Below are 11,887 nucleotides of genomic sequence, written 5' to 3'. Positions count from 1 at the left end.
TATCAGGCCAGACGCCAGTGAATGTGTTCGCCAGCGCGTAGCGGGACGACGTTTTGATCACCGAACGGCAGCTCTGCTGGTACCGCCCAGCTATCACGGACCAGGGTGATGGTATCGGTGTTGCGCGGCAGACCGTAAAAATCCGGTCCGTGGAAGCTGGCAAAACCCTCAAGCTTGTCCAGCGCGCCCAGTTCATCAAAGGTCTCGGCGTACAGCTCGATGGCCGCGTGAGCCGTGTAGCAACCGGCGCAGCCGCAGGCCGCTTCCTTGGCATGGCGTGCGTGTGGCGCGGAGTCGGTGCCCAGGAAGAACTTGGCTGAGCCGGAGATGGCGGCCTCGCGCAGTGCCTGCTGGTGCGTCTGACGCTTGAGCACCGGCAGACAGAACAGGTGCGGGCGAATACCGCCAACCAGCATGTGGTTGCGGTTGAACATCAGGTGATGGGCGGTGATGGTCGCGCCAACGTTGTCAGGCGCCTGCTGGACGAAGCTGACGGCATCGCCGGTGGTGATGTGTTCAAATACCACCTTGAGGGTAGGGAAGCGCTCAACCACCTTGACCAGTTGCTGGTCGATGAAGGCTTTTTCCCGGTCGAAGATATCGACCTCGGCATGGGTCACCTCGCCGTGCACCAGCAGCAACATGCCTACCTCGGCCATGGCTTCAAGCGCGGGATAGATGTTCTCCAGCGCGGTGACACCAGACTGGGAATTGGTCGTGGCGCCAGCCGGGTAGAGCTTGGCGGCTACCACCTGACCGCTGGCTTTGGCCTGGCGAACGACCTCAGGGGAGGTCTGATCGGTCAGATACAGTACCATGAGCGGCTCAAACTGTGAGCCAGCCGGGCGGGCGGCGAGAATACGCTCGCGGTAGCCGGCTGCCTCGGCGGCGTCGCGTACCGGCGGCACCAGATTGGGCATGATGATGGCGCGACCAAAGCTACGGGCGGCGTCGGGCACCGTGTGTTGCAGCATGGCACCGTCGCGCAGGTGAATATGCCAGTCATCCGGGCGGGTTAGCGTCAGGCGGTCAGTCATGGGGGAATCCACTGCTAAAGAATGGCGCAATGCTACCGCAAAGGGCCTGCTTTTGACACTCTGCCGCCGGTCGGCTGTCGCAAGATAGCGCGGCCACAGACCCTAAAGTTTTTGGTTGGATGGCCGATGAGCCCGACATGAGAGATTTTCCGTCCATGCGCCAAGCGCTGTGGAGCAAGCGTGGAGACACCCTGGTGACGCGAACCTATCTGACTATCCTGCTGAGCGTGGCACTGCCAGCGCAGGCGATGACCTTCCAGACCCGAATGGAAGATGTCCGCTGGCAGGTGGCAGGAGACCAGTTCGCTTGCCGTCTGTCTCAATCGGTGGCGGGCTACGGCGAGGCTACTTTTGTTCGCCGCGCTGGCGAGCGTGCGGCCTTTGAGCTCAAGGCTTGGGATAACCCCATGCGCCCCGGGACGGCACAAATCTTCAACGATCCACCGCCATGGCGGCCGGGGAGTGCGGCGCAGCCGGTGGGTCAAGGCGTGGTTGCGCCCGGTAGCCAGGCCATGCTGCTGCCCTTTGAGCAGGCGGGCAGAATGCTCGCCGGCCTTGCCTCCGGTCTGCAGCCGACCATCATGCGCAGCAGTGCGGCCGGTAGTGAATCGGTCCGCGTGGTGGTGTCCAGCGTTGGCTACCAGCAGGCCTGGAATGACTACCAGGCCTGCGTCAGCAAGCTGCTGCCGATCAGCGCGGCCCAGGCCGAGCAGAGCAATATCAGCTTTCGTTCTGGCGGCAGTGTGCTGAGCGACGAGGCAAAGGGCATGCTGGATGCGATTCTGCAGTACCTGCAGGCGGCCGACGAGGTTAGCGAAATCGTGCTCGATGGCCATTCGGACAACCAGGGCAATCGGCTGGATAACCGCGAGCTCTCGCGTCAGCGCGCCTTGGCCGTGCGCGACTATCTGATGGCCCAAGGCGTGGAAGAGTCGCTATTTAGCATGCGTTTTCACGGTGACCGCTATCCGATTGCCAGCAACCGCACGGCCGAAGGGCGTGCGGCCAACCGCCGCGTGATGGTGCGTTTGCAATACAACTAGCGCCTGTTGTGGTTTCGTTTGCCCGTCACTAGCAGCGGTAATAGCGCTATCGCCCCGACTCCCCTGTGATTCCCGCCTGTCTGGCGCTAGAATAGGCGCCTTTCGCCCGCTCCGTTCGGAGTGGCGGTTCAGTCTTGCTTTTATGGGAGCACGAAATGGCAGAAGTCAAGAAAGTCGTCCTGGCCTATTCCGGCGGTCTGGATACCTCGGTCATCCTCAAGTGGCTGCAGGAAACCTACAACTGCGAGGTGGTGACCTTTACCGCCGACCTCGGCCAGGGTGAAGAAGTAGAACCCGCGCGTGCCAAGGCTCAAGCCCTGGGCGTGAAGGAAATCTACATTGACGATCTGCGTGAAGAATTCGTGCGTGATTTCGTGTTCCCGATGTTCCGCGCCAATACCGTTTATGAAGGCGAATACCTGCTGGGCACCTCTATCGCCCGTCCGCTGATCGCCAAGCGCCTGATCGAAATCGCCAACGAAACCGGTGCCGACGCCATCTCCCACGGCGCTACCGGCAAGGGCAATGACCAGGTGCGCTTTGAGCTGGGCGCTTATGCGCTGAAGCCGGGCGTTAAAGTGATTGCACCCTGGCGTGAATGGGACCTGCTGTCGCGTGAGAAGCTGATGGACTACGCCGAGCAGAACAACATTCCGATCGAGCGCCACGGCAAGAAGAAGTCGCCGTACTCCATGGATGCCAACCTGCTGCACATCTCCTACGAGGGCGGTGTGCTGGAAGACACCTGGGCCGAGCATGAAGAAGACATGTGGCGCTGGTCGGTTTCGCCGGAGAACGCACCGGATCAGGCCACCTATCTGGAGCTGTCCTACCGCAATGGCGACATCGTGGCCATCGATGGCAAGGACATGACGCCGGCTGAAGTGCTGACCTACCTGAACAAGGTGGGTGGCGACAACGGTATCGGTCGTCTGGATATCGTTGAAAACCGTTTTGTCGGCATGAAGTCCCGTGGCTGCTACGAAACCCCCGGCGGTACCATCATGCTCAAGGGTCACCGCGCCATCGAGTCCATCACCCTGGACCGTGAAGTGGCCCACCTGAAAGACAGCCTGATGCCCAAGTACGCGGAGCTGATCTACAACGGCTTCTGGTGGAGCCCTGAGCGTGTGATGCTGCAGGAAATGATCGACGCTTCGCAGGTCAACGTAAACGGTGTTGTGCGCCTGAAGCTCTATAAGGGCAACGTGATTGTTGTCGGTCGCAAGTCCGACGATTCGCTGTTCGATGCCAACATCGCAACCTTCGAGGACGACGCTGGTGCTTACGATCAGGCAGATGCGGCCGGCTTTATCAAGCTGAATGCACTGCGCATGCGCATTGCTGCCAATAAGGGCCGCAAGCTGCTCTAAGCCACTTGCTGCACGGCCTGACGCCCGGTGAAAGTGATTTCACCGGGCGTTTTCGTTTACGCGCAGCGGTGAAACCGCTAGCTTTGTCTGTATATCCACGCAAGGGCGCCGATCATGCGAATTTTGCACACCATGCTCCGTGTTGGAGATTTGGAAAAATCCATCGCTTTCTACACCGAAGTACTTGGCATGACGCTGCTGCGTCGCAAGGATTACCCTGACGGGCGCTTTACCAATGCCTTTGTCGGTTACGGCAATGAGGCTGAGCACGCGGTGTTGGAACTCACCTGGAACTGGGATACCGCCCGCTATGAGTTGGGCAGCGGCTACGGCCATATCGCTATCGAGGTGCTGGATGTATATCGCGCCTGCGAGCAGATCCGCGCAGCCGGCGGGCATGTGGTACGCGAGGCCGGACCGATGAAACACGGCACGCGCGTGATCGCCTTTGTGGAAGACCCGGACGGCTACCGTATCGAGCTGCTGTCGGCCAGGGAGTAGCGACTGGAGGTGGGCGTGACTATGGTTGGGACGCTACTGACTCTTCTGATTCTGCTGATAGTAGTGACCTGGCTGTATTCGCGTCGGCGCCGCCGACGTGAGCAACAACAAGCGCGACGCATCGCGCTGCAGCAGATACGCCTGCTGCGCCAGTTGATTGAGCAGGTGCAGCGTCGCCGTGGACTGTCTTACGGTGTGCAGTCAGGCGAGCGCGCCCTGGAAGCGCGTTTGTGGTCGGTCGATCAGCAGGTGCGGCAGCTATTTGAGTGTTGCCGTCCGCATCAGCCGACTCTGCACTGGCTGGCCGGCTGGCATCAGGCGTTGCAGCTGTGGGAGCGTGTGGAACAGGCGGACGACGCGGTAGCCCCTGAGCACTTGCTGGGCCTGCAGACCGAGCTGGTGCAAGCGCTGCTCGATACCATTGCCGCGCTGGCGGAGCGGTTTGACCTGGTGTGTCTGGGTCGTCTGGCCCCGCAAGCAGAGGGGCAATGGCTTGAACTGCTGCAGAATATTGAGCTGCTCGGCCAGGCGCGGGCCATCGGTACCGGCATCGCGGCGAACCGGCAGAACCTGCCGGTCTGGCGTGCGCGTCTTGCGCAGCTCAGCAGCCGTGTGAATGAGCAGTGCTACGCGGCGCTGGCGCGGTTGGTATCGGATCCGGCACTGCGTCCATTGTTGGATCAGCCAGTGCGCGCCGCTGAGGAGGCACTGGATGTGCTGTTGCAACACATCCGCGAGTTGCTGGAACAGCAGCCAGCGGCGCTGCGTTCAGCGGACTACTTTCAGATTGCGACCCAGGCGATCAGTGCGCAACTGCTGTTGGTGGACTTGTTGCTTGAGCGGCTGGAGCAGTCCGGCACTACGCCGGACTGATGCCGCGGATTTGTGCGGCCATATCGGCGGCGTACAGGTCGGTCATGCCGGCAATGAAGTCCAGTACCCGTAAATAGCTGCGATAGGGTGGCCAGTCGGCTTGCGGAATGGTGTGGCCTATCAGGTCGAGTATGCGCTGGTGCTTGAAACTCAGGTTCTGCCCGGCATGCAGCTCGTTGACCGCGCCGCAGAATGCTTCCAGCAAGGTCTCCAGGGTGCTGTAGGCGCCAATCTCGTGCAGCGTCTTGCGTTTGTCCTGAAAGATGCGCTTGCGGGCCATATCCTTGGCGGTAAGCACGCAGTTGCGCGCCGCCGGCGGCATATGCTCGACCAGATCACCCTGCAGCGCACCGGCCAGCAGTGCAGGCTGTTGGTCAATGAAAGCCTGGGCGGCGGCATTGACCAGATGCTCGATAGCCTTGCCACGAAGAATCGCCAGCCGGCGCCGCTGGGAGTCGTTTGGCCCTAGCTGGCGGTAGGTTTCGGGCAGATCATCCCCGACCAGATCGAGCAGCACGCGCTCCACTTCGGCGTAAGCCAGCAGGTCCATTTCCAGGCCGTCCTCAAGATCGATCAGGCCATAGCAAATGTCGTCAGCGGCTTCGACCAGATAGACCAGCGGGTGACGCGCCCAGCGGTGCTCGCCCAGCGCGGGTAGGCCCAGCTTGTCGGCAATTTGCTGCAGTAGTGGGAATTCGGCCTGATAGCAGCCGAATTTGTTCTTCTTGTAGCCCAGTTCGTTGGCGTGCCGGGCGGTCCAGGGGTATTTCAGGTAGGCACCGAGGGTCGCGTAGGTAAGGCGCATGCCGCCTTCTGCCTGGTGGTATTCGATTTGGGTCAGCACCCGGAAGCCCTGCGCATTGCCCTCAAAGTGCAGAAAGTCCTGTTTCTCAGCTTCACTCAGTTGTTCCAGCAATCCGCGCTGGTTGGCATGGCGAAACCAGTGGCGGATTGCGTCTTCTCCGGAATGGCCGTAGGGCGGGTTGCCTATGTCGTGGGCCAGGCAAGCGGCCTGTACGATGACACCCAGATCGGCGGGCTGGCACCAGTCCGGCATCTCGCTGCGCAGCATCTCGCCCACTCGCATGCCGAGTGAACGGCCGACGCAGCCTACTTCCAGGCTATGGGTCAGGCGCGTGTGAATATGATCGTTGCTGGATACCGGGTGAACCTGGGTTTTTTTGCCCAGGCGGCGGAAAGCGCCGGAGAAAATGACGCGGTCGTGATCCTTGTGGAAGGGCGTACGCCCCAGTTCATCGTCGCTAGCGACCGGTTTGCCCAGTCGTTCGCGGCACAGCAGTGTTTCCCAATCCATAGTTGGCTCCCTGAATCAGCCCCGAGTATGTGGCACCGCAGTCCTGCTGCCAAGCCGGGGTCTGTAACGATGAATGGGCAACAGCGAACGGGCAAAAGGGGTAGAATGCCGGCTTTTGCTGCTGTGCCTGCCCATGCTTGAACTGACTCTCTACGGCACCCTCGGGTGCCATCTTTGCGACGCCGCGCTGGCTGAACTGGCGCCACTGGCTAACACTGTCTCTATCAGGCAGGTGGACATCGCCGACAGCGAGGCGCTGATGGCGCGCTATCAGCTGCGTATACCGGTTTTGCAGCGCTCTGATACCGGCGCCGAGCTGGACTGGCCGTTTGACTTGCCGCAGCTGATGGACTGGTTGGCCGATCATCTGCGCGAAGAGGGTTAAGCCATGGCGATGCGTGTAGAACCCTTCTGGAAGCGCAAGACGTTGACGGAACTGGAGCCGGACGAGTGGGAGTCGTTGTGCGACGGCTGCGGCTTGTGCTGCCTGCAGAAGCTGGAAGACGAAGACGACGCGCAGGCGATCTACTACACCCGTGTTGCCTGCAAATTGCTGGATCTGGACTCCTGCCGCTGCAGCGACTATCCCAATCGTCAGCGGTTTGTGCCCGACTGCATTCAGCTGACCCCGGGCAAGGCGCGCGATTTTGCCTGGCTGCCACCGACCTGCGGTTATCGCCTGGTGGCCGAGGGCAAAGACCTGCCGCCATGGCATCCGTTGGTATGCGGCGACGAACAGGCCGTGCACAAGGCCGGTATATCGCTGTCTGGCCAGATGCTGCCCGAAGGCAGCGTGGCCGATGACGACTGGGAAGATCACATCATCTTTCGCGTTGGTTAGCCTCAACGCGAAATCTCAAACTCCCTCAGCTTGGTATGCAGGTAGCGCACCTGGTCGTACTCGAAGGGGCTGTCCAGCGCACCGTAACGGAAAGGGATGCCGTAGCGCAGATCAATGGCCCACAGCCCCCAGGTGGCCTGGTAGTTGTTCATGAAATCGCGGTTTTCCATGAAGTTGACGTAATCCTCAAATACCCAGTCAACCGCGCGGCCGGTGCCATCGCGCAGGCTCGATGGGCCGAGGAAGGGAATGACTACGTAGGGGCCGGGTGGCACGCCCCAGACGCCAAGGGTCTGCCCGAAGTCCTCGTCCTGTTGCGGCAGGCCCATGCTTTCGGCGACATCGAAGATGCCGGCCAGCCCGAAAATGCTGTTGAACAGCAGGCGCGCGGTGGTTTGTGCGCTGAGGTGGAACTTGCCCTGCAGCAGACTGTTGCCGAGGTTGGGGATGTCGCGCAGGTTGTCGAAGACGTTGGATACGCCCGTGCGGACCGGTTTAGGGGTGGCCCAGACGTACGTGCGCACTGCCGGCAGGTAGACGTAGCGGTCAAAACGCGCGTTGAAACGATAGATACGACGATTGATACCCTCCAGCGGGTCTTGCACCTTGAGTGCGCGCAGGCTGGAGCGCTCGAACTGGTAGCGGTTTTCGCGCTCGTCAATGTCCAGTTTCAGCAATGGATCCTGGTAGGCGGGCACCTCAGCTGCGGCGTTTTGGGCTTGAGCCTGGCCGCCGATAGTCAGGGTTGCGGTCAGCAGGGCCAGTGGCATGCATGTTTTCATTGGGCACCTCCCTGCAGGAAGGCCAGGTAGCGTTCTGCCACTGGTGCGTAGTCCAGATTGCCGCCGTGCCCGCCGCTGGGGTAGAGAAAGGCACGCTCGCCAAGGGTAGTGGCAAGGAAGCGATAGTCGTCTTCAGCCAGAATCAGGTCATCGGCATTGCTGACCGCGGCAATATTGCGGTTGTCGCGCAGGTAGTCCTGCAGGCTGCGCAGGCTGGTTTCCCAGGCCATGTCTTCGATGGTCTTGCCGGCGTTTTCCAACTGCCAGGCAGGCAGCAGCTGATCGTTGATATAGCAGGTGAAGTCGCAGAACAGTGCGCGGCGCAGATACGGCGTGAGAGACGTGCTGACCCTGAGCTGCTGATCCGCTGGTACGTAGCGCCCACCGTGGTTGACCAGATCGCTCATAAAGCTCAGGTCGGCGGCAGAGAAGCGAAACACCGCGCCAATCAGCATGGCCAGCTCGGCGTCTGTCAGCGCCTCGGGCGAACTCTGAATTTCTGCAAACAGGCTTTCCTGAATGTCGCTGTTGCCGCGGTTGGCAAAGTGCCGAGACAGCTTCTGAAAGATATGCTCGTAGAAGCTGTCGTTGTCGTCCACGCCTTGGATCTTGGTGTAGGAGAGGGCATCAAGACGGCCAACCGAGGCGTACAGGTCAACAGGCGGGTTGAGTAGCAGGACGCGTTCAAAGTCGAACTGGCCAAGACGGCTGTCCAGCTCTGCTACAAAGGCGGCGTGCAGGGCGCCAAGGCTGAAGCCGGCCAGGCGGTAGGAGGTTACCTCGAATCCCAGTTTTTGCTGCGCCTTTTCGACCGCCATGCTCATCGCAGTGTGCAGGTCGCGCGCGTCATCGGCGCCCATGCCAGGCAGGCCGCTGCGCGACGCCGCGGCGATAAAGTCGTGATTGGAGGGTGAAGACAGCACGATTACGTGCATACCGGCCTGCCAGAACAGGCGCTTGAGAAAGTCCATGCGGGTGCTGTCGTAGCCGGAGCCAGTACCGGCGACCAGAAAGATCAGCGGAGCCGCCTCATCATGCCATGCCACGCGATAATGCAGGTCACGGTATTCGGACAGCGCCGGTGGCAGGTTGCGCTCGGGCAGCACCCGTACTTTCAGGTCCGTCTGTTGCACATCTACGTCGCTGGGGACGGGCGCTCGCAGCTTTTCTGGAGTACCGGCAACAGTAGCCATAAATGGGTTGGTTACCGGGTAAGCGTAAGGCGTTTGGGCGTTGGCTGTGAGCGTAAAGGCGGTGAGCAATCCGGCGCAGATTCCGAGCGTCTTTCGATAGATTGGCAAGGCGTCACTTTCCTGGTGGCATAAATTGGCAAGTCCCTACAAATACCCGCTTGAGGCACGAAAAGTTCCCCCGGGCCGGGTGCGCGCGGGGCCTGGAGCCCCGCCCAGCCGATTGCCGGTGCGCCGTGAAACCCTGCTGTCGATCAGGCGATGAGTGCGCTGGAGACAGTCTGTCGACGCTGCTGCACACGGTTCCAGAGCTTATCGTGGAAGTAGAATGCGACAGTGTTGACGGCAGGCTCAACCAGCGCCACGGCGCCCCCTACGAGAATGCTTCCGGTCATCAGGTACACCACGCCGAAGGCGATGGAAAAGTGCATGCAGGCAAAAGTGATGGTTTTGATCATGGCTGGCTCCGACAAGCATTAAATGAGAATCATTGCTGAATGGTGTCAGATTAGAAGCCGCCAGCACGACGGGCAAGGGGATTTGTTGTATAGCCGCGATAGCCAAAGGTAATCGTGCATCGCCGCGCTGTGCGGGGCGATGCAGTGGGCGGCAGAAGTCAGTCAAAGTCGAAGTCGGACAGCTGCTTTTGCAGGCGGCGTTCTTCGAGGTAGTTATCAATCAGCCGGCGCTTGGTCAGACTGTTGCGTGTATTGGGGGCGTTATCGGTGTCTGGGGTATCGTCGTCTTCGACGAAGTCGTCGTCGTCCAGCTCGATATCGGATTTTGCTTTGGCCATGACTCAACTCCACAGTGAAGATGCCATTTGCGCACCTTATAAACGTGAAGTCGGATTTGCGGAAATAGAATTTTTTTATTGAAAACAGCGAAAAAGCGCAGGTTGCTTACTGCTGGGTAGGCGCAGCGCAATCAGTCGGAGGTCTTGTTCTTGTAATCGCACAGATCCTCGATTCGGCAGCTGCCACATTGTGGTGTGCGCGCCTTGCACACGTAACGCCCGTGCAGAATCAGCCAGTGGTGGGCGTCGACCAGAAACTCCTTGGGCACGTGCTTGAGCAGCTGCTTTTCGACTACCAGCACATTCTTGCCAGGGGCGATGCCGGTGCGGTTGCTGACACGGAAGATATGCGTGTCGACGGCCATGGTCGGCTGGCCGAACGCCGTATTAAGCACCACGTTGGCGGTTTTGCGGCCGACGCCGGGCAGGGCTTCGAGCGCTTCGCGGTTGTCGGGTACCTGGCTGTTGTGCTGCTCGATAAGGATCTTGCAGGCGGCAATCACGTTGCGCGCCTTGCTGTTGAACAGGCCAATGGTCTTGATGTATTCGCTCAGCCCGTCGACGCCCAGGGCGTAAATCGCCTCCGGGGTGTTGGCCACCGGAAACAGTTTATCGGTGGCCTTGTTAACGCCCACATCGGTCGCCTGCGCCGACAGGGTAACGGCGACCAGCAGTTCAAACGGTGTGCTGAAGTTCAGCTCGGTGGTCGGGTGCGGGTTGTCTTCACGCAAGCGGCGGAAGATCTCGTAGCGTTTTTCCTTGTTCATCGGCCAGGCTCAGTTGATGGTACCGGTGACCCGTACGCGCTTGCTGCCAGCCGCTGCTGGCTTGACCTCGCGGGCAGCGGCGCGCTCCTTGACCTTGGCGTCGATGAGGTTCTTCAGGGCAATCAGCAGACCCATGAAGACAAAGGCGCCGGGCGGCAGGATGACAAACAGCACATCCTTGTAATTAGGGAACACTACCAGCGTCCAGTCGGTCGCGATGGAACCCAGCAGCAGGTCCATGCCGGCAAACAGGGTGCCGTGCCCGACCAGCTCGCGCAGACCGCCGAGAGCGATCAGCACCAGGGTGAAACCAAGGCCCATCATGAAACCGTCGACCATTGACGGCAGCAGCGGATTTTTGGAGGCAAAGGCGTCGGCGCGGCCAAGAATGGCGCAGTTGGTGACGATCAGCGGGATGAAAATGCCGAGAATCTGATACAGCTCGTAGGTGAACGCCTGCATCAGCAGTTCGATGCAGGTGGTCAGTGCGGCGATGATCATCACAAAAGCGGGCAGGCGCACCGCGTCGGTGACTGCGCTGCGGATCAGCGAGACCGCGAGGTTGGAGCCGGTCAGTACCAGGATGGTGGCCAAGCCCAGACCCAGCGCGTTAACTACCGAGCTGCTGACGCCCAGCAGCGGGCAAAGACCGAGTAGTTGCACCAGTCCCGGGTTGTTGTGCCACAGGCCGTCGGCGGTGATCTCGGTGAGTGTTTTATTGGCCATGGATTAGTCCTCGTCTTGCTGCAGCAAGGCGTCGCGGTGCGCATCGAAATAGGTGAGGGCCTGATAGACCGCCTTGACCACGGCTCTAGGCGTAATGGTGGCGCCGGTGAACTGGTCAAACTGACCGCCGTCCTTGCGTACCGCCCATTGCTCGGGAACCGGCATGCTCAGGCTTTTGCCGTTGAACGACAATATCCACTGGCTCTTGGCCGTTTCAATCTTGTCACCCAGCCCAGGCGTTTCCCGGTGACTGACGCTGCGTACCCCGGCAATGCTGCCGTCGGCGCGAATACCCACCAGCAGGTCGATGCGGCCACTGTAGCCGTCTGGCGCCACCACTGGCAGGATCACCGCGCTGACACGTTCGCCCTGGCGCGCGCGATAGGCCTCGCGCGGGCCGGTGAGGCTCAGGTACTGGCGGTCTTGCACGGTGAAGGTATCTGTCAGCAGGTCATTGTCGTGCTGGTCGTGCGGCACAATCTCGTTCAGCGCGCTGAGCTGGACCCGGCGCTGGGCCTCGCTGATACGCTCGGCGGTGCCTTGCTGGGTAACGGCGATCATACCGACGGTAGCAACAGCAAACAGGCCGAGAATGACGCTGTTGCGCAGGATAGAGCGACTGGTTGTAGTTGGCGTATCCATA

General features: G+C 60.6%; 15 protein-coding genes. 6 read left to right on the top strand and 9 right to left on the bottom strand.

From position 1 onward, the window contains the following. Positions 1 to 2: 2 nt before the first annotated feature. The gene (pyrC, locus tag HV822_RS00585; protein WP_238871747.1) at positions 3 to 1,037 is read right to left on the bottom strand and encodes a dihydroorotase; all 1,035 of its coding nucleotides are present in this window, start codon (positions 1,035 to 1,037) and stop codon (positions 3 to 5) included. A gap of 137 nt (positions 1,038 to 1,174) precedes the next feature. Between pyrC and HV822_RS00580 the strand changes: the two genes are divergently transcribed. From HV822_RS00580 to HV822_RS00565, 4 genes are all read left to right on the top strand, one after another. Next, the gene (locus HV822_RS00580) at positions 1,175 to 2,080 is read left to right on the top strand and encodes a flagellar protein MotY (protein WP_238871746.1); all 906 of its coding nucleotides are present in this window, start codon (positions 1,175 to 1,177) and stop codon (positions 2,078 to 2,080) included. A gap of 155 nt (positions 2,081 to 2,235) precedes the next feature. Then, the gene (locus tag HV822_RS00575; RefSeq protein ID WP_238871745.1) at positions 2,236 to 3,453 is read left to right on the top strand and encodes an argininosuccinate synthase; all 1,218 of its coding nucleotides are present in this window, start codon (positions 2,236 to 2,238) and stop codon (positions 3,451 to 3,453) included. A 114-nt stretch (positions 3,454 to 3,567) separates the two neighbouring features. Beyond that, positions 3,568 to 3,954 carry a lactoylglutathione lyase gene (gene gloA, locus HV822_RS00570; protein ID WP_238871744.1) on the top strand — a complete coding sequence of 129 codons (387 nt, stop codon included), beginning with the start codon at positions 3,568 to 3,570 and terminating at the stop codon, positions 3,952 to 3,954. Between the two features lie 15 nt (positions 3,955 to 3,969). Next, positions 3,970 to 4,827 carry a hypothetical protein gene (locus HV822_RS00565; protein WP_238871743.1) on the top strand — a complete coding sequence of 286 codons (858 nt, stop codon included), beginning with the start codon at positions 3,970 to 3,972 and terminating at the stop codon, positions 4,825 to 4,827. Here HV822_RS00565 and HV822_RS00560 read toward each other — a convergent pair. Beyond that, positions 4,814 to 6,142: a deoxyguanosinetriphosphate triphosphohydrolase gene (locus HV822_RS00560; RefSeq protein WP_238871742.1), complete on the bottom strand. Its 1,329-nt coding sequence runs from the start codon at positions 6,140 to 6,142 to the stop codon at positions 4,814 to 4,816. The genes HV822_RS00565 and HV822_RS00560 overlap by 14 nt on opposite strands. A 133-nt stretch (positions 6,143 to 6,275) precedes the next feature. Here HV822_RS00560 and HV822_RS00555 point away from each other — a divergent pair, with 133 nt between their 5' ends. Both HV822_RS00555 and HV822_RS00550 read left to right on the top strand, forming a co-directional pair. Then, positions 6,276 to 6,527, top strand: coding sequence for a glutaredoxin family protein (locus tag HV822_RS00555; RefSeq protein WP_238871741.1), 252 nt, complete (start codon positions 6,276 to 6,278; stop codon positions 6,525 to 6,527). Positions 6,528 to 6,530: 3 nt separating this feature from the next. Beyond that, entirely contained in the window at positions 6,531 to 6,983 is a 453-nt protein-coding gene (locus tag HV822_RS00550; protein ID WP_238871740.1) for a YcgN family cysteine cluster protein, read from the top strand. A gap of 2 nt (positions 6,984 to 6,985) precedes the next feature. Here HV822_RS00550 and HV822_RS00545 read toward each other — a convergent pair whose 3' ends face one another. From HV822_RS00545 to rsxG, 7 genes are all read right to left on the bottom strand, one after another. Then, a complete protein-coding gene (locus HV822_RS00545) occupies positions 6,986 to 7,765 on the bottom strand; it encodes an MlaA family lipoprotein (protein WP_238871739.1) in 780 nt (259 codons plus the stop codon). Continuing rightward, positions 7,762 to 8,958 (bottom strand): serine/threonine protein kinase, encoded by a 1,197-nt coding sequence (locus HV822_RS00540; protein WP_238871738.1) that lies wholly within the window; start codon positions 8,956 to 8,958, stop codon positions 7,762 to 7,764. The genes HV822_RS00545 and HV822_RS00540 overlap by 4 nt, the downstream gene beginning before the upstream one ends. Before the next feature lie 251 nt (positions 8,959 to 9,209). Continuing rightward, a complete protein-coding gene (locus HV822_RS00535; RefSeq protein WP_238871737.1) occupies positions 9,210 to 9,413 on the bottom strand; it encodes a DUF2061 domain-containing protein in 204 nt (67 codons plus the stop codon). A 158-nt stretch (positions 9,414 to 9,571) separates the two neighbouring features. Next, positions 9,572 to 9,751 (bottom strand): PA3496 family putative envelope integrity protein, encoded by a 180-nt coding sequence (locus HV822_RS00530; RefSeq protein WP_238871736.1) that lies wholly within the window; start codon positions 9,749 to 9,751, stop codon positions 9,572 to 9,574. A gap of 131 nt (positions 9,752 to 9,882) precedes the next feature. Then, entirely contained in the window at positions 9,883 to 10,518 is a 636-nt protein-coding gene (nth, locus tag HV822_RS00525; RefSeq protein WP_238871735.1) for an endonuclease III, read from the bottom strand. A gap of 9 nt (positions 10,519 to 10,527) precedes the next feature. Beyond that, positions 10,528 to 11,244 (bottom strand): electron transport complex subunit E, encoded by a 717-nt coding sequence (locus HV822_RS00520; protein ID WP_238871734.1) that lies wholly within the window; start codon positions 11,242 to 11,244, stop codon positions 10,528 to 10,530. A gap of 3 nt (positions 11,245 to 11,247) precedes the next feature. Continuing rightward, positions 11,248 to 11,886: an electron transport complex subunit RsxG gene (gene rsxG, locus HV822_RS00515; protein WP_238871733.1), complete on the bottom strand. Its 639-nt coding sequence runs from the start codon at positions 11,884 to 11,886 to the stop codon at positions 11,248 to 11,250. Between the last annotated feature and the right edge of the window lies 1 nt (position 11,887).

It is taken from the genome of Halopseudomonas maritima (assembly GCF_021545785.1).
Lineage (GTDB): Bacteria > Pseudomonadota > Gammaproteobacteria > Pseudomonadales > Pseudomonadaceae > Halopseudomonas > Halopseudomonas maritima.
Note: the sequence above shows the minus strand (reverse complement) of the source record. Positions and strands in the feature narration are given on the sequence as shown.

Excerpts from the sequence above, each read along its gene's own strand:
- pyrC (WP_238871747.1), bottom strand. The coding sequence starts at position 1,037 with ATGACTGACCGCCTGACGCTAACCCGCCCGGATGACTGGCATATTCAC.
- HV822_RS00560 (WP_238871742.1), bottom strand. The coding sequence starts at position 6,142 with ATGGATTGGGAAACACTGCTGTGCCGCGAACGACTGGGCAAACCGGTC.
- HV822_RS00540 (WP_238871738.1), bottom strand. The coding sequence starts at position 8,958 with ATGGCTACTGTTGCCGGTACTCCAGAAAAGCTGCGAGCGCCCGTCCCC.
- HV822_RS00530 (WP_238871736.1), bottom strand. The coding sequence starts at position 9,751 with ATGGCCAAAGCAAAATCCGATATCGAGCTGGACGACGACGACTTCGTC.
- HV822_RS00535 (WP_238871737.1), bottom strand. The coding sequence starts at position 9,413 with ATGATCAAAACCATCACTTTTGCCTGCATGCACTTTTCCATCGCCTTC.
- HV822_RS00580 (WP_238871746.1), top strand. The coding sequence starts at position 1,175 with ATGAGAGATTTTCCGTCCATGCGCCAAGCGCTGTGGAGCAAGCGTGGA.
- HV822_RS00520 (WP_238871734.1), bottom strand. The coding sequence starts at position 11,244 with ATGGCCAATAAAACACTCACCGAGATCACCGCCGACGGCCTGTGGCAC.
- HV822_RS00575 (WP_238871745.1), top strand. The coding sequence starts at position 2,236 with ATGGCAGAAGTCAAGAAAGTCGTCCTGGCCTATTCCGGCGGTCTGGAT.
- nth (WP_238871735.1), bottom strand. The coding sequence starts at position 10,518 with ATGAACAAGGAAAAACGCTACGAGATCTTCCGCCGCTTGCGTGAAGAC.
- HV822_RS00545 (WP_238871739.1), bottom strand. The coding sequence starts at position 7,765 with ATGAAAACATGCATGCCACTGGCCCTGCTGACCGCAACCCTGACTATC.
- HV822_RS00555 (WP_238871741.1), top strand. The coding sequence starts at position 6,276 with ATGCTTGAACTGACTCTCTACGGCACCCTCGGGTGCCATCTTTGCGAC.
- rsxG (WP_238871733.1), bottom strand. The coding sequence starts at position 11,886 with ATGGATACGCCAACTACAACCAGTCGCTCTATCCTGCGCAACAGCGTC.
- HV822_RS00550 (WP_238871740.1), top strand. The coding sequence starts at position 6,531 with ATGGCGATGCGTGTAGAACCCTTCTGGAAGCGCAAGACGTTGACGGAA.
- gloA (WP_238871744.1), top strand. The coding sequence starts at position 3,568 with ATGCGAATTTTGCACACCATGCTCCGTGTTGGAGATTTGGAAAAATCC.